This is a genomic window from Sediminibacillus massiliensis, assembly GCF_900156915.1.
In the GTDB taxonomy this organism is placed as follows: domain Bacteria; phylum Bacillota; class Bacilli; order Bacillales; family Amphibacillaceae; genus Sediminibacillus_A; species Sediminibacillus_A massiliensis.
The window spans coordinates 3915283-3942099 of record NZ_LT732535.1; the positions used below are offsets into that span (position 1 = coordinate 3915283).

The 26817-nt window shown below is 45.6% G+C and carries 28 protein-coding genes, 1 pseudogene and 1 riboswitch; of the genes and pseudogenes, 23 read left to right on the plus strand and 6 right to left on the minus strand.

Translation table 11 applies throughout. The features are described 5' to 3' along the window. Nucleotides 1-183 precede the first annotated feature (183 nt). Nucleotides 184-2214, minus strand: coding sequence for a penicillin-binding transpeptidase domain-containing protein (locus CZ434_RS20015; RefSeq protein WP_077624744.1), 2031 nt, complete (start codon nt 2212-2214; stop codon nt 184-186). Between the two features lie 176 nt (nt 2215-2390). Then, complete coding sequence (locus CZ434_RS20020) at nt 2391-3341, minus strand: LCP family glycopolymer transferase (protein ID WP_077624745.1); 951 nt, start codon at nt 3339-3341, stop codon at nt 2391-2393. Nucleotides 3342-3734: 393 nt separating this feature from the next. Beyond that, a riboswitch (cyclic di-GMP riboswitch) is annotated at nt 3735-3820 on the plus strand. 23 nt (nt 3821-3843) lie between these two features. On the opposite strand from CZ434_RS20020, the gene sinI reads away from it, so the two are divergent. From sinI to CZ434_RS20035, 3 genes are all read left to right on the plus strand, one after another. Continuing rightward, nucleotides 3844-3978, plus strand: a complete 135-nt coding sequence (gene sinI / locus CZ434_RS21785) for a DNA-binding anti-repressor SinI (protein ID WP_095742941.1) — start codon at nt 3844-3846, stop codon at nt 3976-3978. An 81-nt stretch (nt 3979-4059) separates the two neighbouring features. Next, nucleotides 4060-4392 (plus strand): helix-turn-helix domain-containing protein, encoded by a 333-nt coding sequence (locus CZ434_RS20030; RefSeq protein WP_077625281.1) that lies wholly within the window; start codon nt 4060-4062, stop codon nt 4390-4392. 78 nt (nt 4393-4470) lie between these two features. After that, complete coding sequence (locus tag CZ434_RS20035) at nt 4471-5199, plus strand: SIS domain-containing protein (protein ID WP_077624747.1); 729 nt, start codon at nt 4471-4473, stop codon at nt 5197-5199. A 140-nt stretch (nt 5200-5339) separates the two neighbouring features. Here the strand turns inward: CZ434_RS20035 and CZ434_RS20040 are convergent, their stop codons facing one another. Further along, complete coding sequence (locus CZ434_RS20040; RefSeq protein ID WP_245831087.1) at nt 5340-5873, minus strand: phosphatase PAP2 family protein; 534 nt, start codon at nt 5871-5873, stop codon at nt 5340-5342. Nucleotides 5874-6007: 134 nt separating this feature from the next. Between CZ434_RS20040 and CZ434_RS20045 the strand changes: the two genes are divergently transcribed. The 3 genes from CZ434_RS20045 (at nt 6008) to nagE (ending at nt 8934) form a co-directional block, all read left to right on the plus strand. Then, complete coding sequence (locus CZ434_RS20045; protein ID WP_077624749.1) at nt 6008-6496, plus strand: VanZ family protein; 489 nt, start codon at nt 6008-6010, stop codon at nt 6494-6496. A gap of 147 nt (nt 6497-6643) precedes the next feature. Beyond that, nucleotides 6644-6784, plus strand: a complete 141-nt coding sequence (locus CZ434_RS22330) for a hypothetical protein (RefSeq protein ID WP_179107329.1) — start codon at nt 6644-6646, stop codon at nt 6782-6784. Between the two features lie 209 nt (nt 6785-6993). Beyond that, nucleotides 6994-8934, plus strand: a complete 1941-nt coding sequence (nagE, locus tag CZ434_RS20050) for an N-acetylglucosamine-specific PTS transporter subunit IIBC (protein ID WP_077624750.1) — start codon at nt 6994-6996, stop codon at nt 8932-8934. Nucleotides 8935-9187: 253 nt separating this feature from the next. Here nagE and CZ434_RS20055 read toward each other — a convergent pair whose 3' ends face one another. Then, complete coding sequence (locus tag CZ434_RS20055; protein ID WP_077624751.1) at nt 9188-9910, minus strand: GntR family transcriptional regulator; 723 nt, start codon at nt 9908-9910, stop codon at nt 9188-9190. 194 nt (nt 9911-10104) lie between these two features. On the opposite strand from CZ434_RS20055, the gene nagA reads away from it, so the two are divergent. Both nagA and nagB read left to right on the plus strand, forming a co-directional pair. Continuing rightward, nucleotides 10105-11283 (plus strand): N-acetylglucosamine-6-phosphate deacetylase, encoded by a 1179-nt coding sequence (gene nagA, locus CZ434_RS20060; RefSeq protein ID WP_077624752.1) that lies wholly within the window; start codon nt 10105-10107, stop codon nt 11281-11283. A 3-nt stretch (nt 11284-11286) separates the two neighbouring features. Next, a complete protein-coding gene (gene nagB / locus CZ434_RS20065) occupies nt 11287-12018 on the plus strand; it encodes a glucosamine-6-phosphate deaminase (RefSeq protein WP_077624753.1) in 732 nt (243 codons plus the stop codon). A 93-nt stretch (nt 12019-12111) separates the two neighbouring features. Here the strand turns inward: nagB and CZ434_RS20070 are convergent, their stop codons facing one another. After that, complete coding sequence (locus CZ434_RS20070) at nt 12112-12744, minus strand: YigZ family protein (RefSeq protein ID WP_077624754.1); 633 nt, start codon at nt 12742-12744, stop codon at nt 12112-12114. Nucleotides 12745-12914: 170 nt separating this feature from the next. On the opposite strand from CZ434_RS20070, the gene CZ434_RS20075 reads away from it, so the two are divergent. The 15 genes and pseudogenes from CZ434_RS20075 to CZ434_RS20145 all read left to right on the plus strand — a co-directional run. Beyond that, nucleotides 12915-14054, plus strand: coding sequence for a sensor histidine kinase (locus CZ434_RS20075; RefSeq protein WP_077625282.1), 1140 nt, complete (start codon nt 12915-12917; stop codon nt 14052-14054). Nucleotides 14055-14226: 172 nt separating this feature from the next. Beyond that, nucleotides 14227-14907 carry a response regulator gene (locus tag CZ434_RS20080; protein ID WP_077624755.1) on the plus strand — a complete coding sequence of 227 codons (681 nt, stop codon included), beginning with the start codon at nt 14227-14229 and terminating at the stop codon, nt 14905-14907. 152 nt (nt 14908-15059) lie between these two features. Next, the gene (locus CZ434_RS20085) at nt 15060-15902 is read left to right on the plus strand and encodes a DegV family protein (RefSeq protein WP_077624756.1); all 843 of its coding nucleotides are present in this window, start codon (nt 15060-15062) and stop codon (nt 15900-15902) included. Between the two features lie 57 nt (nt 15903-15959). Next, a complete protein-coding gene (locus CZ434_RS20090) occupies nt 15960-17384 on the plus strand; it encodes a helicase-related protein (RefSeq protein WP_077624757.1) in 1425 nt (474 codons plus the stop codon). A gap of 2 nt (nt 17385-17386) precedes the next feature. Then, nucleotides 17387-18073: a ComF family protein gene (locus CZ434_RS20095; protein ID WP_077624758.1), complete on the plus strand. Its 687-nt coding sequence runs from the start codon at nt 17387-17389 to the stop codon at nt 18071-18073. Nucleotides 18074-18179: 106 nt separating this feature from the next. Further along, on the plus strand, nt 18180-18593 hold the full coding sequence (locus CZ434_RS20100) for a TIGR03826 family flagellar region protein (protein WP_077625283.1): 414 nt from the start codon (nt 18180-18182) through the stop codon (nt 18591-18593). Nucleotides 18594-18680: 87 nt separating this feature from the next. Continuing rightward, nucleotides 18681-18950, plus strand: a complete 270-nt coding sequence (gene flgM, locus CZ434_RS20105) for a flagellar biosynthesis anti-sigma factor FlgM (protein WP_077624759.1) — start codon at nt 18681-18683, stop codon at nt 18948-18950. A gap of 15 nt (nt 18951-18965) precedes the next feature. Continuing rightward, nucleotides 18966-19454, plus strand: coding sequence for a flagellar protein FlgN (locus CZ434_RS20110; protein ID WP_077624760.1), 489 nt, complete (start codon nt 18966-18968; stop codon nt 19452-19454). A 24-nt stretch (nt 19455-19478) separates the two neighbouring features. After that, entirely contained in the window at nt 19479-21041 is a 1563-nt protein-coding gene (gene flgK / locus CZ434_RS20115; protein WP_077624761.1) for a flagellar hook-associated protein FlgK, read from the plus strand. A gap of 10 nt (nt 21042-21051) precedes the next feature. Continuing rightward, complete coding sequence (gene flgL, locus CZ434_RS20120) at nt 21052-21924, plus strand: flagellar hook-associated protein FlgL (RefSeq protein WP_077624762.1); 873 nt, start codon at nt 21052-21054, stop codon at nt 21922-21924. Nucleotides 21925-22364: 440 nt separating this feature from the next. Next, entirely contained in the window at nt 22365-22955 is a 591-nt protein-coding gene (locus CZ434_RS20125) for a DUF6470 family protein (protein ID WP_077625284.1), read from the plus strand. Nucleotides 22956-22968: 13 nt separating this feature from the next. After that, entirely contained in the window at nt 22969-23415 is a 447-nt protein-coding gene (gene fliW / locus CZ434_RS20130; RefSeq protein WP_077624763.1) for a flagellar assembly protein FliW, read from the plus strand. Next, nucleotides 23415-23645 carry a carbon storage regulator CsrA gene (csrA, locus tag CZ434_RS20135; protein ID WP_077624764.1) on the plus strand — a complete coding sequence of 77 codons (231 nt, stop codon included), beginning with the start codon at nt 23415-23417 and terminating at the stop codon, nt 23643-23645. The genes fliW and csrA overlap by 1 nt, the downstream gene beginning before the upstream one ends. Before the next feature lie 118 nt (nt 23646-23763). Continuing rightward, nucleotides 23764-24903 carry a flagellin N-terminal helical domain-containing protein gene (locus CZ434_RS20140; protein ID WP_077624765.1) on the plus strand — a complete coding sequence of 380 codons (1140 nt, stop codon included), beginning with the start codon at nt 23764-23766 and terminating at the stop codon, nt 24901-24903. A gap of 343 nt (nt 24904-25246) precedes the next feature. Next, nucleotides 25247-25360 (plus strand): annotated as a pseudogene (locus CZ434_RS20145) (flagellin); the annotation flags it as partial. Nucleotides 25361-26246: 886 nt separating this feature from the next. Here CZ434_RS20145 and CZ434_RS20150 read toward each other — a convergent pair. Continuing rightward, nucleotides 26247-26807 (minus strand): hypothetical protein, encoded by a 561-nt coding sequence (locus CZ434_RS20150; protein WP_077624767.1) that lies wholly within the window; start codon nt 26805-26807, stop codon nt 26247-26249. Nucleotides 26808-26817: the final 10 nt, after the last annotated feature.

A 26817-nucleotide genomic window follows, 5' to 3' on the forward strand; every position in this document is an offset into this window, starting at 1 on the left:
CTTCTTTTGTTTGTTTTGCTTAGAATTGGTTGGATCGGGGCAACTGGAGCGTCAGACACAACAACTAGATCACCGATTCTCCTAAGTTGTGGTGCGGGATGATTCTCAACTGGATCGAACTACCCTAAAACAAGAGCGCATAGGACGAAAAAAAAGCCGCCGAGAGCTCCCCGGCAGCTGTTTTTATCTGATTTCTTTAAAAATGTTTGCTGCTTTTTCCACTACGTAATGGCTTCCGCCTTCTTCTTTCACGTTTTCCACCATCATCGACAGCAATAATTCTTCATCATCCGGATAAACAACGAACCAACCATTTTCTTCTGCGTCTTCGTCATCCAGGCTTTGCTTTAATTCGGCAGTGCCTGTCTTTCCTGCTAAGTCGACTGCTTCGATATCGGCTTCTGGGGCTGTTCCGGTTGGTGCTGTCACCACTTTCCGGAAGGCATCTTTGATGGATTGGATGTTATCTGTGGAAATAACATCCTCTTTCCACACCTGGCTCTTTTCTTCTTCCTCTTCCAGAATCGGTTTAATGATGTCGCCCTCGTTGAAGAATGGTGTATAAGCTACAGCAAGGTGAATGGAACTCATTTCCATTTGTCCCTGGCCGAAGCTGGTATCTGCAAGCTGTGCTTCGCTGTCGATTTCCCCGGAATTACTGATGGTCGATTGTTCGATCGGATAGGCAAAAGGAAACTCTTCGCCAAAACCGAACTGTTGCAGACCGTTCACTAACGTGTCTTTGCCCATTTCCAGACCTTTCTGAGCAAAATAAATGTTATCCGACCGGACTAACGCATCTGTCAAATCCACCGGACCTGTCGATTCAGATACCCTTTTGACCCGGTAATTGCCCCAGGAACTGTCTTTTTGCCAGGTTTCTCCTTCGATTGTGATTCCTTCATTCGGATCAAAGGCATCTGCTTCCAATCCAATCGCCGCTGTGATCGGCTTGATGGTAGAACCTGGTGCATAAGTGGCACTGTAACGATTTTGGAGCGGTTGTTTCGGGTTGCTTTGCAGCTCCTCCCGTCGTGTCGAGCTTATTCCATAAGCCATTTCGTTCGGATCGAAACCGGGACTGCTGACAAGCGCCAACGTTTCTCCGGTTTTCGGGTGGATGGCGGCTGCTGAACCTGTATCGTCTCCATAGGAATCATAAATGGTTTTTTGTAACTCGGCATCGATGGTGACGATGATATCTTCCCCGTTTTCTACTGGAGTTTCCGTTAGAACCACGTCTTCTTTATCTTGTTCTGGGTAAGTCACAACGATTTTGGTACCGGCTTTGCCTCGAAGTCTGTCTTCATAAAGCAATTCCAAACCGCGTTTGCCGATTTGGTCACCCGAAGAATAATTCCCGTCTTCCATATTTTCCAGTTCCTCGGCCGTTACATCGCCGATATAACCGACAAGATGGGAAGTTGCTTCCCCGTATGGATACATCCTCCCTGTCGTATCTTGCTTGCGGACGGGATCCAACTCGAAAAGTTTTTCCAGTTTTTCTTCGTTCGTGGTCGGTACTTTTTTCAATGGAACAAACAAATCTGGTTCCACCCAGTCAGCGCTGAGCATTTGATCAATGGTGTCCACTTCCATTGCCAGTAAATCGGCAAGCTTTTCTTTGGTTTCCTCTTCGTTTTCACCAAATTCCCCCGGAATGACACCTATTTCATAAATGACTTCATTTACGGCCAGCCCATTGTGGTTGCGGTCAAAAATTTGCCCCCGTTGTGGCGAGTCGAAGACGGGTCTCACTTCACCTCCGTCTTTCAGTTCAGGAAATATGTAGCCTGGATCCCAATCGACGAACCAATTTGTTTCCTCATCGCTTTCCTGTTGGACCATTGTTGCATCATAATCGAAAGAAATCGGACCGCCCATCGTGTCCATCTCTACAGTGATTGGATAAGAAACAGTTCCGTCTTCCTTTGGCTCCGCTTCTTCCCCTTCTTCCGGGACTTCGAAGTTCACGTTCAAATTCTCGACGTCCAAGTCTCCATATAATTTCTGGTAACGGTCCACGAATTGTTCTGTTGGATATGCCTCTGCAGCTTCGGTAGATAACATATCGTACATTTCTTCAAATTCCTGGTTGTTCCAATGGTTGACATACTCTTCCAGACGCTCTTCGGGTGTCGTTTCTTCCCCGGAACAGGCTGAAAGGATGGAAACCAGTAAAAGCGGAATACATAAATGAAACACTTTCTTCACTTTCCAAGCCCCCCAAATCTAATATCTATTTCGGATATGCTTCTATTTTAAAGGTTCTCATCTAAAATTTATACACAGATGCACCGTTTCTTTCCATGAAAATGAATTGCTTGGATATAATCTTTCAAACAAAAAAAGCCATTCCTGAAAGAATGGCTTTCTAGATGGGACGCCCCCTAGGACGCATCCATGTGTTCTTTGAACTTGGTTTGCAGTCGGTTAAACTCTTCGTCCGGGACCATGTAATACCAGATACCGTCCTCAAGCGTCTGCCCGGTACCCTCTATTTCGAGAGTTTCGATGTCTTTGCGTGTATCCTGGTAACCGGAATAAATCGTCCGGATGTTGCTCATTTTCATATCGGTCCGGACGTTGTCCCCGATAATTTCGAGTATATTGCCTATTTTGGAGATATTGGAGAAATTAGCTGCCTTGTCCATGGCTGCTTCGATTACCTGGCGCTGCCGTTCATTCCGGCCCAAGTCGCCTTGCGGATCTTCTTTTCTCATCCGCACATATTTCAATGCCTCTTCTCCATTTAACTGAAGTTCGCCTTCAGGAAAGGTTTCTCCATCTTGTTTAAAAGCGAAGTCGTTCGTGACCGTTACGCCATTGATGGCATCGATTCCGTCTTCAAAACCTTCCATATTCACTTTGGCATAGAAATGGATCGGGATATCGAAAGTGTTTTCCACCGTCTCCAAGGCTAAATCTGTCCCTCCAAAAGCATAGGCATGGTTGATCTTGTCCATTCCGACTCCGGGGATGTTCGTGTATGTGTCTCGGGGAATGCTCAACATCAACATCGAATCTGTTTGAGGGTTTGCCGACAGTACGATCATCGTATCGGATCTGCCGCTGTCATCTGCCCGTTCATCGACACCCAGCAAGAGAATGTTCAATGTTTTTTCATATTCCAATGTATTCTCGATTTGTTCTTTCCGTTCAGGATTTGCCTGATCTCTTTCCAGCGGCTCGTGGATTTCCTCGGCTGTTTCATTTACTTCTTGGTATAGATAAAAGCCATAGCCAAGAGCGGAAATCAACAAAATCAGCAAAATGCCGCCAACCCAATACAACCAACGAAATTTACGTTTTTTTTGATTTTTTTCAACTCTGGAAGCCAATGAAATATCTCCTCTTTTACAGAATATCCAAGCGTTCTATGGTAATTATATCCCATTTACATGTGCCCGTCTAACCGTGGCTTGAAAGAAGTGGCCTTAAAGAGGTGAAATGCCATTTTTTCTATGTGTTTCGACTTAGTTCAGAAGTCATGGCAGGAAAAGGCCCAGCAATCGACAATATAATCGCGGGTAATTAATGTATTCGATATAAAGAATAAAAATTCTATGGGTTTCTGCCGGTTTACATAGAGAATGGAAGGGGGAAACAGGAAAAAAGACTTATTTATTCTGAATTTTTAGAATCCAACAAAACTAGAAGAAATTAGACAAAATAAACGGTACAAAAGAATGGGGTTTTATAGTATATTTAGCTTATCAAATAGTTGCTTCTTCAGTTAATAAAGGCAAACTTATTGAAAAATAAGGACGCAAAGTACCAGGTCTAAAGTCTTTCAGACTATGATGGCTGTGCTGCCTGATGGAAACTTTGGAGGGTATTGAAATGTTGAAAACAATACATACCGAACTTTTGGACAAAGATTGGCTGGAGATGTTGGGAGAAGCAAAGGAAATCGGTCTGACAGTGGAAGAGGTCAAATTATTTTTGAGAGAAAATACAAAACAAGAACAAGACTAAATTTTTTTTAGGATCTTTGTGCTTTATATAGAACCATTCAGCCTCTTGTGTTATAATCTCCTTTGAAAGAGGTGAATGGCCTTGATCGGGGAAAAAATAAAACAATTACGCAAAGAAAAGAAAATGTCTTTATCCGAATTAGCAGATCAAGCTGGAGTCGCAAAATCATACCTAAGTTCAATCGAGCGGAATCTACAGTCCAATCCTTCCATCCAGTTCATGGAGAAAATCAGCAAGGTTCTGGGTATTTCTGTGAACGAGCTTCTACGCAAAGAAGAAGAGATAGAGTTGGAAAAACAACTAGACGAAGATTGGCTGAATCTCGTTCAAGAGGCCATGGATTCTGGAGTCACGAAAGAACAATTCAAGGAATACTTGGAATTCAACAGATGGCGCAAGAATCAAGACAAATAGCCGCCATTTGATCAAAGCCGAAGAGCTGACAGCCCTTCGGTTTTTTGTTGGTGATTACATGTCGGGGAGGACGGAACCATGCGGAAAAAATACTTTACGGAATTGCAGCGCCTGATGGACAAAGTCGAAGCAGAAGAAGCGGAGAAGATGTCACAGGCTGCCGGTAAAATAGCGGAAACGCTGGAAAACAACGCGATCATCCATTTATTTGGCTGCGGGCATTCCCATCTTCTGGCCGAAGAGGTTTATTACAGGGCCGGCGGGCTTGTACCGGTCCACCCAATCCTTCATCCGCCGCTGATGCTGCATGAAGGGGCAGTAAAGTCATCCGATCTCGAAAGGAAAAACGGATATGCCGGAACGTTCATGAGAAAGCAGGATATCCGTCCAGAAGATACTGTAATAGTCGTATCGACATCAGGCCGGAACCCCGTGCCGATCGACGCTGCCTTGATTGCAAGCGAGATGGGGGCCTTTGTGATCGGGTTGACATCAAAGGGGTATTCCATGAGTCAGCCTTCCAGGCATCATAGTGGAAAACGTTTATACGAAGTTGTCGACCTGGCCATAGACAACCATGTACCACCAGGGGATGCTTTGTTAAGCCATCAAAAGTCGGGGATAAACTTCGGACCAGGCTCCACGGTGATAGGTGCAGCCATCATTCATGGCATCCTCTCAGAAGCGATCGATGTCCTGATCGAAAAGGGCGTCGAACCGCCTGTCTTCAAAAGCGGTAATCTCGATGGAACAGATGAACACAACCAGCGACTTTTGGAAAGATATAGTGACAGGCTGAAGTTGTAACAAGGGTTGTTACGCCAGGAGAGAGAACTTGAAGCGGGGTTACGGCGGTTACCCTCGTTTCCAGCAGCTGACGAGATTAACGGGGAAAACCCCTCCCGCTCCCATTTTTTGCACGTCATTCATTAAAAACATCCAGACATTTAAGAGGGAATTCTTTTCATTTCCTTCTGTCCGGCCTGTTTTCGGTGAGGGATCAGTGTGTTGATGACCATGCTGATTCCTGCCCCCAATAAAAATCCGGCAGCGACATCTGCTGGATAATGGTGGCCGACAAACACTCTTGATATCACGACAAGGATGGCGATCGCGACTGCTGTGATACGCATCCATCTTTTCAGGTTCAGGAACCAGACAGCACCGGCAAAAACACCGGCAATCAAGGCCTGGTCGCTGGGAAAGGACGGGGAAGGCTGTTTTGGTACAAGAATGTCTACCTCATTTTCCATGAACGGTCTCGGCCGATCAATCAAGATTTTTAGAATTCTGTTCAAAAGCAGGGCAACTGCCAGGCCTCCTAGATTAAAGAGAGCAATCTTTCTGATTCGAGGAACCAACGGCATCACCACCATCAACACCAGGAATAACACAAATCCCCAACTTGATAACAGGATCATCGTCTGGTCAAGGAAGCCGCTCTTCCCGGCCATGTCATGAATCGCCTCAAAAACCATCATATCCACTATGCCCACCTCCGTTTTTATCCTATAAAAGTTTACCATAAGACCGAGGGTACGGCCTCAAAAAAAGAAGGATTACCGAATAAATTTTTGGTATAATCTCCTTATCTTATTTTCGGGTGGTTAGTCTTATGAAAAATTATCTATATTGGTTGTTACCGCTTGGGTGGATGGCAATCATTTTCTATTCATCATCCCAGCCATATCAAGAACAGGATATGAGGCCGTTCCTTGCAGACTATTTCGATTTGTCTTTTCTAATCCCTTATCTGGACCAAATTTCCTTTACCTACCATAATTCCGTGGTTAGTATTGACCAGTTGGGGGTATATGGTTTTATAGAATTCTTCATAAGAAAAGGTGCACATGTAACCGTCTTTTTGTTATTGATGATTTTTTTCTATGTTGCGATTACAAAGACGTATCCATTGAAAACTGGCAGGAAATTGATCATCGCTCTGGGATTGACGATCGCTTACGCTGCATTCGATGAATGGCACCAGGGACTGACCCCAAACCGCACACCGTACGCAGGAGATGTGGTTCTGGACACTTGCGGTGCATTGATCGGGGCCGGTTTCATTTTGTGCTCAGTGAAATGGAAGCAATCGAGAAAGTGAAATATCTGTGTCGATGACTAAATTTTTGAAAATTTATATATCCTTGGCCAAGCGGTCGTGGTATAGTTTTAGCATTGGAACTGAGCATGTCGATTTTTCATATAAATAGACTACAGGGGAGATATCTACTTTAATCGAGGTGATAGGATGAAAGAACAAGATATATATAAAGATGTTTTAAGTAAATTGATTGATAAAACCGAAAAGTTTCAAATAAGCGATACGCAGGAATTCGTTGATCATTTAATCCGTGAATTGAGTTACCATAAGTTGACCGATCCCGAGTGATAGAAAAAAATGGTTGAATAAAAAGGAAAGGCGTTGAATAATGGAACAGCGTCTTTCCTTTTTCTATGTATAAGCACAAGGGTTTTGCCGGAACTTAGTACATAAGTGGAAAAGGAATAAAGGTTACAGACTAATGGTATAGACAACTATATATGGGCGTGTTATACTAGTTAGCGTTTTCAGAATGTTGGATAGAAAGGGGTTTCTATATGTTAGCGTTTTTACAGAGAATTGGTAAATCATTGATGTTCCCGATTGCCATGCTTCCTGCTGCGGCCCTGCTTGTCAGGCTTGGTGCCGATGACATGTTCGGCATCGAATTTGTCAGCGCTGCAGGGGATGGAATCTTAGGAAATTTAGCACTAATTTTTGCCATCGGTGTTGCGATGGGTTTTTCTAAAGATGGAAGTGGGGCGGCAGCGTTATCCGGAGCTGTTGCGTTTCTCGTTTTGACCGGAGGAATTGAGACGTTTGGAGAGGACCTCGACATGGGTGTATTCGGCGGGATTATATCCGGTATTGTCGCAGGGTTGCTTTATAACCGGTTCTCCAATATTCAATTGCCGGAATGGCTGGCCTTTTTCGGAGGAAAAAGGTTCGTCCCGATCATCACCGCAGTTGTCATGGTGATATTATCCGGCATTTTCGGTATTGTATGGCCGCCTGTCCAAGCAGGAATCAATGCCTTGGGTGAATGGATTCTGGGCGCCGGTGCAATGGGTGTCGGTGTCTACGGTTTCTTGAATCGATTGTTAATCCCGATCGGTTTGCACCATGTCATCAACACGCTCGTCTGGTTCGATTTCGGTACCTTTACGCCACCTGGCGCTGAGGAAGCGGTACGCGGGGAAATCAACCGGTTCCTTGCAGAAGATCCGTCAGCAGGTACGTTCCTCGCCGGTTTCTTCCCGATCATGATGTTCGGGCTTCCGGCTGCATGTCTCGCGATGTATGCGGCTGCCAAGAAACACCGTAAAGCCGCAGTCGGCGGGATGCTGTTCAGTATCGGGCTTACCGCCTTTCTGACAGGAATTACAGAACCGATTGAATATTCTTTCATGTTCTTGTCCCCGTTATTGTATTTTGTCCATGCACTGTTGACAGGGTTGTCGATGATGGTAGCGTTGTGGCTCGACATCCGGCACGGTTTCGGGTTCTCGGCAGGACTTATCGACTACTTGTTGAATTTCGGTATCGCCGAACGCCCGATTCTTCTATTTGTGCAGGGGCTTGTATTCGCGGGAATCTATTTCGTGATTTTCTATCTATTGATCGTCAAATTGGATTTGAAAACACCAGGCCGTGAAGACGAAGACGAACAACAAGTGGAAGAAAACGACCAAATTGGCCGTCCATCGGGCGGCAAAGGGGCTAGAGACTATGATGCCAAAGCGTATCATTACCTGAAAGCCCTTGGCGGACCGGAAAACATCAAGACATTGGACCATTGTGCCACAAGGCTTCGCCTGCAAATGAACGATATGAACGAAGTAGACGAGAAAGCGCTGAAAAGACAAGGTGCCAACGGTGTGATGAAAATAAACAAAACCAACCTGCAAGTGATCGTTGGTACGACGGTCGACTTCCTTGCAGATGCCATGCGCAAACGGATGGAGAAAAACGATATGGCAGCACCAGGCCAAGCACAACAGACAGCACCGCAAACTGAAGAAGACAGCGTTCTTCAACCGTTGAAAGCAGAGGATGTTGCTGCACCGGTCAACGGAAAACTGCTGGACATCACCGAGGTGCCTGATCAGATGTTTTCCGAAAAAATGATGGGCGATGGGTTTGCGATCGAACCTGCCGACGGTCATTTTGTGTCACCGGTAGACGGAGAGATTTTAAGTGTCTTCCCTACCAAGCATGCGGTCGGAATCAAAACGGCGACCGGTCATGAACTGCTTGTCCATATCGGACTGGACACTGTCCGGCTCAATGGAGAAGGGTTCGAAGTCCATGTCAAAGAAGGGCAGAAAGTGTCCAAAGGGGAGAAAATGATCACCGTCGACCTTGATTATGTAAAAACTAATGCTGCATCAACCGTGACTCCGGTAGTGTTTACCAACTTGGAGGAAGGCCAGTCGGTGAGACTGACGAAGAGCGGCACGATCGAAGCAAAGAAAGCGAATATTATCGAGATACAATAGGCGTAAGGGCTGTCGGGGAAAACCCGGCAGCCTTTTGTTGTGCAGTTGTTTTAAGCGTTGGAGGTGGGTTGGGTGGGGTTGGGGAGAATATCAGCGTTTTTGGGGCGATTAGCACGCATTTCGGGGAAAATACCGTTCCAAACGGGGCGATTATTCCGAAAAACGGGGAAATTAAGACGATATAAGAACGATTCAGGCGGGAAAGGGGAAATTCGCGCAAATAAAAAGGAGCGCCCTTGAGCTCTCCTTGTGATTATCTCGGCATTTGCAGTTTGAATTTGTATCTGTCGGCGCGATAAGCGGATTTTACGTACTCAAACGGAATGTCGTTGCTTAAAAAGGTAAGCCGTTCCATCAACAATACCGGGTCGCCTTCGTTTATTCGCAGATGTTCTCGTTCAAAATCGTTGGCAAGGGATGCTTCCATTTCCTGATGTGCCTGCTTGATGCTGTACCCGAGCTTTTTTTCCATATAGTGATAGAACGACGGAGTGAAATCCGCTTCTGTCATGTCACCGACAATGCTTTTGGGCGTGTAGATGGTCTCCACGGCGACCGGGGACTCGTTGGCAAGCCGGATCCGGTGGATGATAAACAAGTCGTCCCCTTCGGCAAGCTGCAATTTCTCTGCCAGTTTCTGATCTGCCTGGATGACATCAAACCGGACCAATTTGCTGGACGGAGTCAATCCGCGCGCTTTCATGTCTTCGCTGAAGCTTGTCAGCCCTTGCAGCGTTTGTTCGAATTTTTTCTCGGCGATGAACGTGCCTTTGCCCTTTTGGCGGATCAACAGCCCGTCCGAAGCGAGGTTGTTGATGGCCTGCCTGACAGTCATCCTGCTTATATTGTACTTTTCCGCATATTCCCTTTCGGATGGGAGCAATTCGCCGGGTTTTAATTGTTCCGACTTTATAAGCTGTTTGATTTCTTCTTCCAGTTGATAATAGATGGGCAAAGGGGAGTTTTTATCGATCATGACAATCTCCTTTCAGATTACAGGTATTATCTTGTGCATCGTGTCGCAAAGTAATATAAAAATTATAACAATGTACGGAGCACATGTATAGGCTGATACTAATGTATAGACAACTATATATGATTGTGTTACCTTTAGTTTGGGAAAAAGCTCGTAAACGAATCGTTTTGATTTAGAAGGAAGGGGTGCAGTCCATGGCTGCAGAAAAAACACTGCTGATTACCAATGTCAATATTTTCACGGAAAACGAAATCATCCCGAATGGATGCTTACTGATAAAAGGGGAAAAAATAGAAAAAGCTTTTAGACAGGAAGAGTGGGAAGAAGCGGAAGCAACTGGTTTGCCTGTCATTGACGGCAAGGGACTTAACGCGATACCCGGATTTATCGACGGCCATATCCATGGGGCCAATGGGGCGGACGTCATGGACGCCACGGAAGAAGCGCTCGATACAATGGCCGAAGTTTTGCCAAAAGAAGGGACGACAAGTTTTTTGGCAACGACGATCACCCAGTCCGCCAACAACATCCATAAAGCATTGGAGAATGTTGCCGAATATGAAAACAAACCGGGATATGCAGAAATCGTCGGCGTTCATCTCGAAGGTCCGTTCATCGAGGAAAAGAAAGCCGGGGCACAGCCGAAACAGCACATCCTCGAACCGGAAGTGGAGCAGTTCACCAAGTGGCAGCGTATATCCGGCAACAACATCAGAACGGTGACCATGGCACCGGAAAAAGATAAAGACGGAGCTTTGATCCGCTATTTGGCAGAGCATGGGGTCAACGTATCTGCCGGTCACACGGAAGCAGGGATAGAGGACATGAAGCAGGCAGTCGGGTACGGTGTCAGCCAGGTCACCCATATTTGCAATGCGATGACAGGCCTGCACCACCGCGACATCGGCGTCGTCGGGGCTGCATTCACACTGGATGATCTGAAAGCGGAATTGATTGCAGACGGAATCCATGTGTCTCCAGAGATGATTGACTTAATCTACCGTAATATCGGAAGCGGCCGGTTGATGCTGATCACCGATGCACTCAGGGCAAAATGCCTGAAGCCGGGAACCTATGATCTTGGCGGGCAGCAAGCGACCGTGAACGAAGACAGAGCCACCCTTCATGATGGTACATTGGCCGGAAGCATTTTGAAAATGTGCCAAGGCGCCCGGAACATGCTCGAAATGACCGAAGCGACGATCCGCGATGTCATCGAAATGGCTTCCGTCAATCCGGCCAAACAAATCCAGCTGTATGATCGTAAAGGCAGCATCACAGCCGGTAAGGATGCCGACATTCTCCTGGTGGACGATGAATTGAACATTCACTATACCATCTGCCGGGGAGAAATTGCTTTTAAGGAGGAATAGAACATGGAAATGATCGAAGTCGAAGATTACCAGGAAATGAGCCGTGTCGCTAGTCAGTTTATCATCGAAAAGGTACAGCTACTCGACAACCCTGTACTGGGACTGGCGACAGGGTCGACTCCAGAAGGGGTATATAAACAGCTTATCGAGAAACGGAAACAGGGGAATGTTTCCTTTGCCAATACGTCCACATTCAATCTTGATGAATATGTCGGATTGGATGGCGACGACCCGAACAGCTATCGTTATTATATGAATGAGAAACTGTTTAGCCATATCGACATTCCGGGAGAAAACACCAGGGTTCCGAACGGCATGAAAAAGGATTTGGAACAAGAATGCGGGCAATATGAGCAATTGATCAAGGAAAAACAAGGTATCGACTTGCAGATGCTCGGAATCGGATTGAACGGCCATATCGGTTTCAACGAACCGGGGACATCTCTCCAAACCAGGACACATGTCGTTGAATTGGCCCAATCCACGAGAAAAGCGAATGCACGGTTTTTCGACAGCCTGGAAGAAGTGCCGGAACAAGCGATCACGATGGGGATCGAAACAATCATGGCCAGCAGGGAAATCATCCTGCTCGTGTCCGGGGAAAGAAAAGCAGAAGCCCTCGACAGGCTGTTGAATGGTCCGGTTACCGAAGATTTTCCTGCATCGATCTTACAAACACATCCGAACGTTAAAATCATCGCAGATCGTGCAGCACGTTCTTTAATGAAAAAATAAGGCAGGCGTCAGCCGGGTTGGCTGATTTGCCTGCCTTGTTTTTGGGCGAATTGTCGAAAAATGATTTCCTGGGAAATAAGTTGGCGGTTTTCGTCACACGTCGATTTCCAGATATGCGGTCCCTGCCGAATCGATTTCTGCCTGATCACTGGTCAAGTCGACCATCCATTCGGTGAATGCCTGTTCTTTCTCATTTTCTACAAAGACATGGAATTCGACGCGTTCCAGATAATCGATATTCTCTAGAATATATTCGGAGTTCCTTAACTGGTTTTCCAGTTTCCCTAACAACGGATAATCGGCTTTGACGGTCATTTTTTTCATTAGTTTGCGGTTGACCATCCCGGTTGTATCGATTGCCTGGGAGGTGGTACTGGAATAGGCTCTGATCAAACCGCCCGCACCCAGCTTGATGCCTCCGAAATAACGGGTCACGACAACGGCGGTGTCTTTCAACTGCCGTTTTTTCAACACTTCAAGAATCGGGACACCAGCCGTACCGCTCGGCTCCCCGTCATCATTCGCTTTCTGAATATTATCTGTCTCTCCGATCATATAGGCGGAGCAATTATGGGTGGCATCATGATGCTTTTTCTTGATTTCTTTGATGAATTCCTGTGCCTCTTCTTCGGTTTCCACTCTGCGGACATAACCGATGAAGCGCGATTTCTGGATGACGATTTCGTCACTGCCCTCAGGTTTTACGGTAAAATAGCTATTTAACATCTTGCATTATACCTCCTAAAACATCATTATATAAGAGTAAGCCAGAAGCCGGCAAACAATTGAGAGATTATATAGATGAAGGTAAAATGAAAGCAGGAAAAAAATTCTTAACTGCCCCCAAAAGCAGGCATTTTACCCCGAAAGGATTTATATGAAGAATGGTGAAATGTATGACAAAGAAAGCGGATGAGATAACCTTGGATCATATTATTACCGAGATGATTGAAACCGTCGAAAACAGCAAAGATGAAGTGTATTTTATAGGAGAAGAATCGCGGCAGGAATACGAACAACTCCAAAATGAACTGGAGGAAACCAAGCGTAAGGTGATCCAGGTCATTGAAGAGGGCGACGATCTCGAGCAGAAAGTCCGGTTTTCCAGAATCCGGCTCTCTGAGGTGAGTAAGCATTTCGACAACTTTTCCGAAAAGGAAATCCGCGAGGTCTATGATCAAACCCATTCGATGCAGACAGAGTTGAAGATGAAACGAGAGAAAGAAAAGAACCTCCGGGAAAAACGCGATGAAATCGAACGGAGGCTCAAAAACCTGGAACAGACCGTCAAGCGGGCGGAAGGACTCGTCAGCAGGATTTCGGTTGTCCTCAATTACCTGAACGATGATTTCAAGCATGTTTCCGAAGTCCTGCAGGATGCCCAGCAAAAACAGGAATTCGGGCTGCAGATCATCGAAGCGCAGGAAGAAGAGCGCAGAAGGCTGTCCAGGGAAATGCACGACGGACCGGCGCAAATGCTTGCCAACATCCTGCTTCGTTCTGAACTTGTCGACCGCACCTTCCGGGAACGGAGCGTCGAAGAAGCCGTCCAGGAAATGAAAAGCGTCAAGAAAATGGTCCATTCGTCTCTGTCGGAAGTCAGGAGGATCATTTACGACTTAAGGCCTATGGCATTGGACGATTTAGGCTTGGTGCCGACTATGAAGAAGTATTTGGCGACCGTGGAAGATTACAATAAAATCAAAATAGAATTCAAATCGATCGGGGAAGAACAGCGGCTCGACTCGAAGTACGAAGTAGCCTTGTTCCGGCTTGTCCAGGAATCCGTGCAAAATGCCGTCAAACATGCGGAAGCCTCGTTGATCCAGGTCAAGATGGACATCAAAGACTGTACCGTGGTCATCGTGATCAAGGACAATGGCAAAGGCTTCAACATGAACCAAAGACGGGACAAGTCCTTCGGCATCATTGGCATGAAAGAGCGTGTCGAGATGCTCGACGGCGAAATTGAAATCAATTCGAAAATCGATAAGGGGACTTCTGTCCTAATAAAAGTGCCGCTGAACCAGGAGTAAATAGAAAGTATCATTTTACGTAAAACTGACTAATTATGCAGGTGATTTTCACCAAATCTAGTATAATTCATGTATAATTAGAGAAAAATACTGGTTTTCTATTACTGGTGTCAGGGTAAAAGATAGAGCACTATTTACAGCATATGGAATTATGGGTATAGGAGGAGCAGAGATGACAACCAATATATTATTAGTCGACGACCATAAGTTATTCCGGGAAGGCGTCAAAAGGATACTAGAATTTGAACCTTCTTTCAATGTGGTGGCCGAAGGGGACGATGGGTCGAATGCCGTCCAATTAGTAGAGGAATTCCATCCGGATGTCGTATTGATGGACATCAACATGCCGAATTTGAACGGTGTTCAGGCCACAGCGGAATTGATCAAGCACCATCCAGAGGTGAACGTCATCATCTTGTCGATTCATGATGATGAAAATTATGTCACCCATGCATTGAAAACAGGGGCCCAGGGCTATCTGTTGAAGGAGATGGATTCCGACGCTTTGATTGAAGCGATCAAAGTCGTGAGTGAAGGCGGTTCCTATCTCCACCCGAAAGTCACCCATAATCTAGTCCAGGAATATCGCAGACTTGCAGAAGAAAATGCAAACAGACCAGCAGAGAAATCCATAGAATACCGAAAACCTCTACACCTCCTTACCAGACGGGAATGCGAAGTCCTGCAGCTTTTGGCAGACGGAAAAAGCAACCGTGGAGTAGCAGAGGCTTTATACATTAGTGAAAAAACAGTCAAGAACCATGTCAGCAATATCTTGCAAAAGATGAATGTCAACGATCGCACGCAAGCCGTTGTACTGGCGATCCGCAATGGCTGGGTGGAAGTATTATAATAAGCGGCAGGCCCGGTGTTTTTAAGACACCGGGTTTTATTTTGCTTTTTTGTCGTTTCCCTTTTCCGGGGAATCATGTAAAATAAAGGCAGACGTAAGCAGAATTAACAGCAAATGGGTCACACCATTTGTTGATGAAAGGTAAGATACTCATGAAAATCGCTGTCATGACCGATAGCACGGCATATATTCCCAAACATGTCCGTGACGAAAAAAATATACATATGATCCCGCTAAGCGTCGTGTTCGAAAAGGAAACGTACAAGGAAGAAGTCGATTTGACCGCGGCCGACTTTTACCCAATGGTCAAAAAAGCGGATGAGCTGCCGAAAACCTCCCAGCCATCGATCGGGCTGATTACCGAAAAGCTGGAAGAACTCGCAAAAGATTATGACGCCGTCGTCTCCGTCCATTTATCCAGCGGCATCAGCGGTACCTACCAGGCCGTCGTTTCGGCCGGCGGTATGGTCGAAGGCATCGATGTTTACGCTTTTGATTCGGAAATAAGCTGTATGGTCCAAGGCTTTTATGCGTTGGAGGCTGCCGATATGGCTGCAAACAATAAGTCTATCGACGACATCATGGCCCGGCTTGAGGAAATGAAACAAACGGCAACCGCTTATTTCATGGTCGATGATCTGAGCAACCTGCACAGGGGCGGCCGCTTGAACGGGGCGCAGGCTCTTATCGGCAGTATGCTGCAAGTGAAGCCGCTGCTCCATTTTGTCGACAAGAAAATCGTGCCGTTTGAAAAAATCCGGACAAGGAAAAAAGCGTTGAAACGGATCGACAGCCTGTTTGCCGAAGACGCCAATACAGGGAAGCCAATCAGGGCCGTCCTGATCCAGGCCAACCGTGAACAGGAAGCAGAAGAAATGAAACAAGACTTGGAAGCGCGCTTTGACAATGTCGAAGTGTCTGTCAGTTATTTCGGCCCTGTCATCGGCACCCACCTCGGTGAAGGTGCAATCGGGCTTGGCTGGTATTTTAAGTAATGATTATGATTCCGGAGGTGCCTCTAGCGGGGCATCTTCCAAACAAAGGAGAGGATTATGATAAGTTTTCTCGCCCCGGATTTTGACTGGATACCCCGTCAGGATTCCCATTCCCCAACCAACATTTCTTCCTCATTAACCAACCGCTTTGCAGGCAAAATCCTGCTAAGAGAAGAAATCCCCCTGGAAAACGAAGAATTCGAAAACTGCCTTTCCCGACACCTGTTTACCGAAATTCCACCATTTGAGAAGATACTGGGCCAATATCGCTGCCGGCGCTGTGGCAACAAAAAAAGAAGTCAGTTTGGCAAAATGCCATGCGCCAGGTGCGGCAAGGAGCATCCCTACTGCCGGAAATGCATCTCGATGGGTCGGGTCCTGGCCTGTCAGTCTTTGTATGGCTGGAGCGGCCCGGCGCCTGTCTGGCCGAGTGTACAGAATGCGTGCAAATGGTCCGGCGAGTTGACCCTTTATCAACAGAAAGCTGCCGATAAGATTGCCGAAACAATGAACAAGGGCGATGCCGAACTGCTTACCTGGGCTGTCTGCGGGGCCGGCAAAACAGAAATGCTTTTTTATGGCATCGGACAATCGCTGGAAGCGGGAAAAAGGGTATGCCTCGCCACCCCGAGGGCGGATGTGGTCCGTGAGCTGTTACCGAGATTCCGGGCCGCCTTTCCGGAAATTGCGATAAACGGCCTGTACGGCGGCAGTGAAGACAAGGCAGGCGACGGACAGCTGATTTTGGCGACCACCCACCAGCTGTTGCGGTTCGGGAGGGCTTTCGACGTCGTGATCATCGATGAAATCGACGCCTTCCCGTTTCATATCGATGCTTCGCTGCCATTCGCGGCTGACAGGGCGGCCAAAGAAGATGCAGCCCGTATCTACCTGACCGCCACTCCGCGAAAAAATCACCGCAGGCTTGTCGACGCAGGCAAACTCCCTCATGTCTTCGTCCCGGTCCGTTTTCACGGCCATCCCCTTCCAGTTCCAAAGCTCCACATGTGTTTTTCTTTGAAAAAATCGCTCCAACAAAATCAACCGCCCAAAGCCTTTTTCGACTGGCTCGAGAAACGGGAAAATCCGGACAGGCAACTGCTTATTTTCACTTCGACCATCGAACTGGCTGCCAAGATGGAAAAAACACTCAGCGCATATTTTGGTGAGATAACCGCCGTCCATGCGGCCGATCCGGACAGGGCTGACAAGGTGCAATCATTCCGCGACAAAAAGCTGTCCGTGTTGATCACGACGACCATCCTGGAACGGGGAGTGACCTTCCCTTCAGTGGATGTCGTCATATTCGATGCCGGCCATCCAGTGTTCGATGAAGCCGCACTCGTCCAAATAGCCGGCAGGGCCGGCCGGAGTCCGGATGACCCGACAGGTGAAGTGATTTTTTATCATGACGGCAAAACAGCTGCCATGATCGGATCGGTCCAATCCATCAAAAAAATGAACAAACGGGCGGGGGTGTAAAAATGTATTGCTTATGGTGCGACACGGAAATCATCCTGGAAGTCAGCTGGGTCAACCTGTTATATCCTGATCCCCTCAAACCCCTTTGCAAAATATGTGAGAAGGAACTGCACTTCCTGAAGGGCGAACTATGCAGGAAATGTGGACGGGAATCAAGGGACAAAATATGTCCGGATTGTCTCTACTGGGAAAAGGATGGGGAGTGGAGGGATTTGCTGGCGTTCAACCAATCGGTGTTTGCTTACAATGAGCGGATGCAGGAAATGCTCGCCAAATGGAAATACAGAGGCGACTATGTGTTAAAGGAATGCTTTGCATGTGCTTTCAAGGAAAAGTACAAAAGCGCCTTTCCCAAACAGCTTCGAAAAGAGGCATGGATTGTCCCGGTTCCACTCAGTGAGCAACGGCTGCATGAGCGCGGATTCAACCAGGCAGAAGCGCTCGCATCTTTGTTGGAGAAACCGGTTCATCAATTGCTGTCGAGAACAAATGGGGAAAAACAGTCGAAGAAAACAAGGCGGGAAAGATTGGGCTCGGAAAATCCGTTCAAGCTGGAACAAGCCGTCGATCGTCCGGTGATTCTTATCGATGACATATATACAACCGGGGTCACCCTCCGCCATGCGGCCAGAGTCCTGAAGGAGAGCGGATGTCCGGAAGTATATGCACTAACATTGGCGAGGGGATGACCGGTGATACTTTTTACCTGTTTTTCGGCTTCCTCTGGAAAAACAAGGCTTTTCCGCAGGAGATCTTATGCTATAATGAACGAAAAAATGCGAGAGAGTGAAACAAATGGGAGAGTTAGCAAATTGCGAACGGTGCAATGCCTTGTTCGTAGCGAGTATCAGCAAAGTATGCCGTGACTGCCACAGAAAAGAAGAACAGGATTACAACACGGTTTACGATTTTTTGAAGAAACGGATCAACAGGCAGGCAACGATTTATCAAATCGTCGAAGCGACTGGTGTCGAGGAGGCATTGATCCATAAATTTGTCCGGGAAAAACGGCTCCGGACATCGCAATTTCCGAACCTGACTTATCCGTGCAAAAAATGCGGAACAGGAATCCAGGACGGAGAACTATGTAAGAGCTGTATGAATGAACTGAACGAGGCGCTGGCCGACCAAGAGAAAATAGATCAAATCGCTGACCGGAACGTACGGGAAGAAAGAACTACTTATTACACGACAGGGAAAAATCAGTGAAAAAGTATTAAACAATCGGCCGCTTGAGCCGATAATAGGAATAAGAGCATGAACGATAAGCTTTACCAATGAAAGGGGTGAGCGATCTTGAAAATACAGGGTCCGAACCATTCCAATTTCAATCCATATCAAAAACAGCTGCAGAAGCAGGCGGATATACAGAAAGAAGCAACCAACAAAGAAGACAAAGTCCAAATATCGAACAAGGCAAAAGAGCTGCAGGAGAGCACGAAAACCGATCCGGCCAGACAACAGCGGATCGAAGAGTTGAAACAAAAGGTGCAATCCGGTGAATACAATGTCGACGCCAAACAGACAGCGAAGAAGATGATTGATTTTTGGAACAATCAAGCATAAGAGGGAGGACGAAACATGTCCGTTAAACCGATAGTCGAATCATTGAAAAATATCGCCAAGCTCCACGAAAGCTTGTTATCGATATCAAAGGATAAAACGAACTGCCTGAAGGAAGGCGATACCGACAAGCTGCAAAAACTGCTGGTACAGGAACGAAAACATGTTCAAGCAATCAACCAGCTCGAGACCAAACGGCAGGAACTTGTCGGTGAATGGGCCGCCTTAAACAACATGAAACCGGGAGAAGCGACCGTCTCGGCCATGATCGAGAAGCTTGATGATCATCTTGACAAGACAGACCTGGAGAAACAGTTCCACCACTTGACAGATGTATTGATCGAGTTGAAAAAACAGGAACAGCTGAACCAGGAACTGACAGAACAGTCGCTGCAGTTTCTCGAATTCTCGATCGACATGCTCGATCCTTCCATCAAGAACATGAACTACGGCACTGGGACCGGACAACAGTCAAACAAGCGGTCCCTGTTTGATTCAAAGGCCTAAAGGGCAGCGAGAGGAGTACTTATTTTGAGTTCAACTTTTCACGGATTAGAGGTAGCGCGCCGGGCGCTGACCACCCAGCAATCCGCTTTATATACAACCGGACATAATATCGCCAATGCCAACACGGAAGGATTCACGAGGCAGCGCGTCAACTTTGAACAGACGTCTCCATATCCGCCGGCATCCCGGAACCGCCCGGAAATCCCCGGACAGGTGGGAAGCGGTGTCGAGGCAGGCTCGATCGAACGGGTCCGCGACCAATTCTTGGACATGCAGTATCGCGGCGAAAACGCCAAGCTGGGCTATTATGAATCAAAAGCCGAAGCGATGAAGCAGATGGAAAGCATCATGAACGAGCCTTCAGAAGAAGGACTGTCCAAAACTATGGACCGCTTCTGGCAGGCACTGCAGGACTTATCGGTGAACCCGGAAGACTCCGGAGCCCGTTCTGTAGTAAGGCAGAGAGGGCTGGCAGTTGCAGAAACATTCAACTATCTGTCCAACTCCTTGAATTCTGTTCGCAGCGACCTTCAAAGCGAAATGGGAGTCACCGAAACGGAAGCCAATTCCTTGATCAACCAAATCAACAACGTCAATAAGCAAATAGCCGGTATCGAACCGCATGGCTATTTGCCGAATGATTTATACGATGAGCGCGACCGCTTGATCGACAAGTTATCGGGTATCGTCAACATCAATGTCTCTTATGACAAAAGCGGTGGACAGCCGAACGGGATGGCAACCGGCCTGGCGACAATCGAACTGGCAGACAGCGAAGGAAGGCCCACAGGAACGAAGCTTGTAGACGGCCTGGAAGGAACAGTCAACGAAGTATTTGTAAGTTACGATGACAAGCAGAACGTCGATAATATCGTTTTTTATAACCCTGCCGACCAGACAGGCAAAATCAGCCAGGACAATCCACCAACAGGCGGTACTTCCGTCGGCCCTGAAAACTTTTCTTCCAATGGAAAGCTGAAAGCATTGATGGAATCCAATGGGTATGTACAAGCAGATGGTGAGGTTGTCGGTGAATTTTCGAGCATGCTTGCCGATTTGGATACAATGGCCGGCACGTTTGTGGCAGAATTCAATGCGGCCCACCAAGCGGGAATTGACCTTGAAGGCAATGCGGGAGGCACTTTCTTCACTGTCACAGACGGTGAGAGTGCGGCGGCAACGATGGATGTCCATCAGGATATCAAAGATAATGCCGATAAAATCGCGGCAAGCGCCGGTGATTCCGGTGACAAAGGAAACGGCGAAAACGCCTTGGATTTAGCCGAAGTGATGCGCAAGAAAGATGTCGGTCTCGGCAACAACACATCGATTCAATCATTTTATGAATCGGCGATCGGGGACATGGCTGTCGTGACCCAGGAAGCAGATCGCATGGTCAACAATGCCGGTACATTGAGACAGCAAGTCGAAGAAAACAGAATGTCGGTCAGTGCCGTATCGCTTGATGAGGAAATGACCAACATGATCAAGTTCCAGCATGCGTATAACGCAGCGGCCAGAAACATGACCGCTGTCGATGAAATGCTCGACCGAATCATTAATAACATGGGCTTGGTAGGAAGGTAGGTAAAAAAATATGCGCGTAACACAAAGTATGCTATTCAATAACATGCTGCGCAACCTCAGCAACAGTTACAACAGCATGGGAAAATACATGGACCAGCTGTCGACCGGAAAAAAGATCAACCGTCCTTCCGACGACCCGGTCGTGGCGATGAAGGGCATGAATTACCGGTCACAGGTGACGGAAATCGAACAGTTCCAACGCAACACGAGCGAAGTGCATAACTGGATGGACAACTCGGACTCGGCATTGGACAAAGCGACACAAGCATTACAGCGCCTGAGAGAGTTGGCGGTCCAGGCCAGCAATGATACATATGAAGAAGGCCAACGCGAAAATATTGCCAAAGAAGTCGATCAGCTGCGGGAACACTTGATCGATATCGGCAATACGAAGGTCAATAACAAGTATATTTTTAACGGTACGAAAACAGACATACCGCCTATTTCAGAGGGCGGTGTGGTGAATGGTGATTTAGGGGATGAAGTCGTTATTGAGGTTTCGAAAGGGACGAACTTGAAAGCAAACATCGACGCTGGAGCGGTGTTCGGTAATGATTTATTTGATGATATCGCCGCTTTCTCTACTGCTTTGACGGAAGGACCTGAGGACGGTATCAGATCTGCGATTGCAGATTTGGATGGGCATATCGATAACGTTGTTGGTGAACGTGCCGACTTGGGGGCAAGGATGAACAGGTTGGATTTGATTGAAAACCGCTTGGCTGAACAGGAAGTGATTGCTACGCAGACGATGTCGGATAATGAAGATGCCGATATGGAAAAGGTGATCATGAACTTGAAAACACAGGAAAGTGTGCATCGTGCTGCGCTTAGTGCTGGTGCGCAGATTATCCAGCCGACGTTGTTGGACTTTTTAAGGTAATGTCTTAAAACTTCTTTTGGAGATGAGTGCTAGTCCAGCGCTGCGGAAAAATACTCGCTTTCCGTGGGGAACGCTTCAGCTTCCTCGGGGAAGAGCACCCCTGCGGGATCTTCAGACTGTTCCATTCCCCCTGGAGTCTCGCATTTTTCCGCAGTTTAGGGTAGTTTTCTGTACTAGGGTGAGGAAGTACGTTTAAATATTGTGCTATAAAGTTGTAGTTTCCAATTATTTTAATCGGACTCCGACTTTGGTAACATAACAAAACTTATTTAAGACATGCGTGAGTAACGCTATCGAAGTCCTCTTTAAGCACTATATCTTCCTGTGAAACTCTGAGGACTTAAATTACATCAATATAAAAAGAACCAAACATAAAGATGAGAGCACTTGTCCTCCGAGCGGGGTGACAAGGCTTTTTACTATTGGAGAGAGGGATGGGTATGGAATTTCCGCAAATACGGCTGCAGTCTCGTCCGGCTAAAATCGGTTTGGAAATGACTGCTGCCCAATTGACGATGGAACAGCCCAAAGCAGAACAGTCGATCCGGCAGCCAAGGGCTGAAATGAATATTCAGCGCACTCCGTCAAAGTTGAGCATCGACCAGACCCAGGCATGGGAGGATATGAACATGCGAAGCGTCTTCCGGCTGACAGAGCATGCGGCCGACTTGGCACGACAGGACTGGTTGGAAGGGATTGCCCGTGTGGCCAGGCAGGGTGACGAATTGATGAAAATAGAGAATAGCGGCAATCCGATTGCAAGACAAGCGAACGAAAATGGATTCGATGCACCGATGGAATTCAATATCGGCTGGATTCCATCACATGGTGCTGTCAAAATTGATTATCAGCCATCGGAAGTGAATGTCGACATTAAAGCCCGGAGACCGGTTATTGAAGCGACACCCCAAAAGCCGACAGTCAATTACCAGCCCGGCAGTGTAGATGTGAATTTGGTACAGCGTGAGGATCTACAAATTGACTTTGAGAACTTAAAGCACCATGGCATAAATTTTGAAATATCTATTTAAAGGATGATTCATCATGAAAATAAATTCGAAGTTTTTCGGCGAGATAAAGATTAACGAAGACAATATAGTAGACTTTCCACAAGGGTTGCCGGGATTTCCGGATGAGAAGAAATTTACTCTGCTGGACATTGAAGATAACCCTGCTTTTCAGGTACTGCAATCGACAACTTCTTCCCAGGCAGCTTTTATTGTTGCCAACCCTTATTTGTTTAGGGAAGAATATGCATTTGATTTGGATAAGAATATACTGGATACTTTGCGGATCATCTCTGACAAAGAAGTAGCTGTTTATGTGATTTTGTCGATCAAAGATCCGTTTGAACAGTCGACGATGAACTTGCAGGCACCTATTATCATGAATCAGACGAAGCAATTAGCGAAGCAATATATCTTGAATGACAGCAATTACTCCATCCGCACTCCGATTATGGCGCAGACCCCAGTAAAGGGGGAGAAATAATGCTTGTCCTGACTAGAAAGATAAATGAAGCTATTAAAATTGGCGAAGACATTGAAATCAAAATCCTTTCGATTGATGGGGAACAAATTAAGCTTGGCATCGAAGCACCGAAACATGTAGACATATACCGAAAAGAGATTTATGTGGATATCCAGCAGGAAAACCAAGGCGCCGCTCAAGGTTCGGCAGACCTGTTAAATATTTTAAAAAATAATATCAAAAAAGATTAAACATTCGACAGATTCCTCCGATAATATCTATGTAACCATGTTACGGAAGGCGGCCGACTTCCATACATAGGTAAAGACCACAAGGATGTGGGACTTATTATCAAGGAGGAATTTTATAATGAGAATTAATCACAATATTGCGGCGTTGAATACGTATCGTCAGTTGGGTGCGGCAAATAATGGTCAACAAGCTTCAATGGAAAAACTTTCTTCAGGTCTTCGTATTAACAGTGCAAAAGATGATGCAGCAGGTCTTGCCATTTCTGAAAAAATGCGTGGACAAATTCGTGGACTAGATCAAGCTTCTTCGAATGCTCAAGATGCTAATTCAATGATTCAAACAGCTGAAGGGGCTTTAAGTGAAACAACAGATATACTCCAACGTATGCGTGAACTAGCAGTTCAAGCTTCAAATGATACAAATACAACTTCTGATCGTGAGGAAATTCAAAAAGAAGTTAACCAATTAACTTCTGAAATAAACCGTATTGGAAATACTACTGAATTCAATACACAAAAACTATTAAACGGTTCAAAAGACTCTAGCAGTACTGGGACTGCACCAGATCAAGAAGCTGTTGGAGGATTAACTTTTGATTTTTCAGCAACATCTGCGTTAAATGGCTATACGTTGGAATTAGGAACTGTTGATGATGATACTGCGGAAACTGCTTCTATTGATACAACTAACAAAAAGATTGTAATTAATGGAGACTTCGATGATACTGATACTAACGGTACTTTCTCAGCTGCATCTGATATTAAAGATGCAATCGAAACAGCTCTTACTTCTGAAGGTGGAGACTTTGCAGGTGTTACTGTAACTGTAGGTGGAACAGCTACTTCTACAGCTACTGGAAGTGCATCTGGTGCTTTAGCAGGTGGTACTGATGCAGGTACATCCCTTCAATTCCAAATCGGTGCAAATGAAAACCAAAGCTTAACCCTAGATATCTCTGATATGAGAGCAGAAAATTTAGGGATTACAAGAGCAGGTAATGATGCTAAATTTGGTGTTACAGATGGTACAAATAATACTATTAAGGAAATGGCTCTTGATGTAACATCACATACTAGTGCTGCAGATGCTGTAACAAAAATTCAAAGTGCTATTGATGCAGTTTCAGCAGAACGTTCTAAATTAGGTGCAACTCAAAACCGTTTAGACCACACTATCAACAACTTAAGCACATCATCTGAAAACTTAACTGCTGCTGAATCTCGTATTCGTGACGTAGATTATGCTTTAGCTGCTTAAGCAGTATTAAGCACAGTCGTCCTAGCTGGTAACGGTTAGCGATAATTATCGGGTGAATTGCTGGAAACCCCTGATAGCTTTTCTTACCACAACGTAGTTGGGAACAACAAGCGTGATGGTTCAAAAAAAGAAAAGATTGGGCAATCAGCAGCCAAGCTTCTGTGCGGAAACGCTGGAGAAGGTTCAACGACTAGGATAAACCATCTAAAGCAAAAGCTATGATGATGAAATCCATAGGTGAAGCAATATATCATCGTATTGTGAATCCGAAGTGCCCGACCCCTTATTAATACATAAGGGTGAAGATATAGTCTAGTCATTTATGAAAGTAAATGTTCGCACGATGGCGAAAGAAATGATGAACCAAACTAAGAATTCTATTCTTGCACAAGCATCTCAAGCAATGTTGGCTCAATCTCAACAATTACCGCAGGGAGTACTACAACTTCTACGGTAATGATTGAAAGGGCGTCTTATCCAGCAATGGGTAAGAGTATTACTGGGTGAATTGCTGGAACTTCCCAAAGCTCTCTCAACCACAACGTAGCTGGAAACGGCAAGCGTGAAGGTCAGAAAATGATAGAGATATATGGATAATCAGCAGCCAAGCTCCTGTGCGGAAACGCTGGAGAAGGTTCAACGACTAGAGAATACGGTCTTAGGGAAACTATGATTATGAATCTCGTAGGATGTATAAACATTCGAAGTGCCCAGCTCCATGAAACACATGGATGAAGATATAGTCTATTCTATGATCGAAAGACATAGCGGCAAAGCAAGCCAATCAACAACCACAAGGAGTACTTCAGTTACTTCGATAATATTCAAATTAAAGAGATCCCTGAATCGGGGTCTCTTTTGTTTTATAGTAAATTTTTCTTCTTTAACTCTTTCACCTTGTAGACAATTGACCAATAACTTCTTCCTAAACGTTCAGCAATTACCTGGTTCTTCAACCTCTGTCTTTTCAGTTCAACAATCAAACTGATTTCTTCTTGAGTGTATGGTTTATTTCGATTGGAAGAACTTAACTTAACAGTTACATCATGTCCGAATCTATGCTTGATCCTATCGATTTGGCTATCTAATTATTCGGTTAAACTCAATTTATATTTCATTGCATTTATGCAAGCTACAGATGGGTCCAAACAGTTTAAGAAGTCTATAACTTCTTTTTCTTTATTGATTTTAAGGAGCGATCCTTTTCCATCCGGATGACCAGAAACGACAAAGTTTGTTTTGAAGGTATTGTTTAAATGGAAGGCAAGTAAATGATTCTCTTCTGAAGAAAAGTTTAAAGTATATAAAATGATACTTGGATGGCAATATACAGTATGTTTAGATTAATTATATTTATAGGATAATACTAAACTGCCATCATCCAGGGTAGTTAAAAAGATGGGATGTGTACACTTGGTTAGTAATTTGAGAGATAGAATTTTTTCATCGTTTTCATAAAGTAGAGGATACAAATCAGTGAAGTAGGGATGGCTTATTGAATTAAGAAAAGTGCCGTTTAAGGAAAAACCTAAATCTTCGAGTTGCGACAGTTTCCATTGTCGATATTCTAATTGCCGATTTCCGAAATGTTCTTGATAATAAAAATTTTTACTTCGTTTTGCACCTTTGCTAATATAGCCGTCGCCAAGTAAACTACCAAGAAGAATCTGTTCTTGAAAATAAGAAGGATTAAAGTCAGGTATATTGCTCAAGTACCAGTTTCTTCGTTTGTTTACAAGTTCCGTTTTTAGGCTTTTTAAGTATGATGAAGACTTTCTTATGTTATGCTTTTTTGCTATTGTTCTCACTTGATAAGTACTTATGTTTAAATGTTTTGCCACTTTATTTGTAGCGGTGTTAGGAAAGTGTTTCCGAATATAAGAAATGACCTCTCTATTATCCATAGTCCACCTC

What these genes read in the sequence shown, in the direction of transcription:
- CZ434_RS20035 (WP_077624747.1), top strand. Translation starts at nt 4,471, where the DNA reads ATGCGGAAAAAATACTTTACGGAATTGCAGCGCCTGATGGACAAAGTC.
- sinI (WP_095742941.1), top strand. Translation starts at nt 3,844, where the DNA reads ATGTTGAAAACAATACATACCGAACTTTTGGACAAAGATTGGCTGGAG.
- flgL (WP_077624762.1), top strand. Translation starts at nt 21,052, where the DNA reads ATGCGCGTAACACAAAGTATGCTATTCAATAACATGCTGCGCAACCTC.
- CZ434_RS20095 (WP_077624758.1), top strand. Translation starts at nt 17,387, where the DNA reads ATGTATTGCTTATGGTGCGACACGGAAATCATCCTGGAAGTCAGCTGG.
- CZ434_RS20055 (WP_077624751.1), bottom strand. Translation starts at nt 9,910, where the DNA reads ATGATCGATAAAAACTCCCCTTTGCCCATCTATTATCAACTGGAAGAA.
- CZ434_RS22330 (WP_179107329.1), top strand. Translation starts at nt 6,644, where the DNA reads ATGAAAGAACAAGATATATATAAAGATGTTTTAAGTAAATTGATTGAT.
- CZ434_RS20150 (WP_077624767.1), bottom strand. Translation starts at nt 26,807, where the DNA reads ATGGATAATAGAGAGGTCATTTCTTATATTCGGAAACACTTTCCTAAC.
- fliW (WP_077624763.1), top strand. Translation starts at nt 22,969, where the DNA reads ATGAAAATAAATTCGAAGTTTTTCGGCGAGATAAAGATTAACGAAGAC.
- CZ434_RS20045 (WP_077624749.1), top strand. Translation starts at nt 6,008, where the DNA reads ATGAAAAATTATCTATATTGGTTGTTACCGCTTGGGTGGATGGCAATC.
- CZ434_RS20125 (WP_077625284.1), top strand. Translation starts at nt 22,365, where the DNA reads ATGGAATTTCCGCAAATACGGCTGCAGTCTCGTCCGGCTAAAATCGGT.
- CZ434_RS20090 (WP_077624757.1), top strand. Translation starts at nt 15,960, where the DNA reads ATGATAAGTTTTCTCGCCCCGGATTTTGACTGGATACCCCGTCAGGAT.
- CZ434_RS20100 (WP_077625283.1), top strand. Translation starts at nt 18,180, where the DNA reads ATGGGAGAGTTAGCAAATTGCGAACGGTGCAATGCCTTGTTCGTAGCG.
- nagA (WP_077624752.1), top strand. Translation starts at nt 10,105, where the DNA reads ATGGCTGCAGAAAAAACACTGCTGATTACCAATGTCAATATTTTCACG.
- CZ434_RS20080 (WP_077624755.1), top strand. Translation starts at nt 14,227, where the DNA reads ATGACAACCAATATATTATTAGTCGACGACCATAAGTTATTCCGGGAA.
- CZ434_RS20075 (WP_077625282.1), top strand. Translation starts at nt 12,915, where the DNA reads ATGACAAAGAAAGCGGATGAGATAACCTTGGATCATATTATTACCGAG.
- CZ434_RS20040 (WP_245831087.1), bottom strand. Translation starts at nt 5,873, where the DNA reads ATGATGGTTTTTGAGGCGATTCATGACATGGCCGGGAAGAGCGGCTTC.
- csrA (WP_077624764.1), top strand. Translation starts at nt 23,415, where the DNA reads ATGCTTGTCCTGACTAGAAAGATAAATGAAGCTATTAAAATTGGCGAA.
- CZ434_RS20140 (WP_077624765.1), top strand. Translation starts at nt 23,764, where the DNA reads ATGAGAATTAATCACAATATTGCGGCGTTGAATACGTATCGTCAGTTG.
- CZ434_RS20085 (WP_077624756.1), top strand. Translation starts at nt 15,060, where the DNA reads ATGAAAATCGCTGTCATGACCGATAGCACGGCATATATTCCCAAACAT.
- CZ434_RS20110 (WP_077624760.1), top strand. Translation starts at nt 18,966, where the DNA reads ATGTCCGTTAAACCGATAGTCGAATCATTGAAAAATATCGCCAAGCTC.
- nagE (WP_077624750.1), top strand. Translation starts at nt 6,994, where the DNA reads ATGTTAGCGTTTTTACAGAGAATTGGTAAATCATTGATGTTCCCGATT.
- CZ434_RS20070 (WP_077624754.1), bottom strand. Translation starts at nt 12,744, where the DNA reads ATGTTAAATAGCTATTTTACCGTAAAACCTGAGGGCAGTGACGAAATC.
- nagB (WP_077624753.1), top strand. Translation starts at nt 11,287, where the DNA reads ATGGAAATGATCGAAGTCGAAGATTACCAGGAAATGAGCCGTGTCGCT.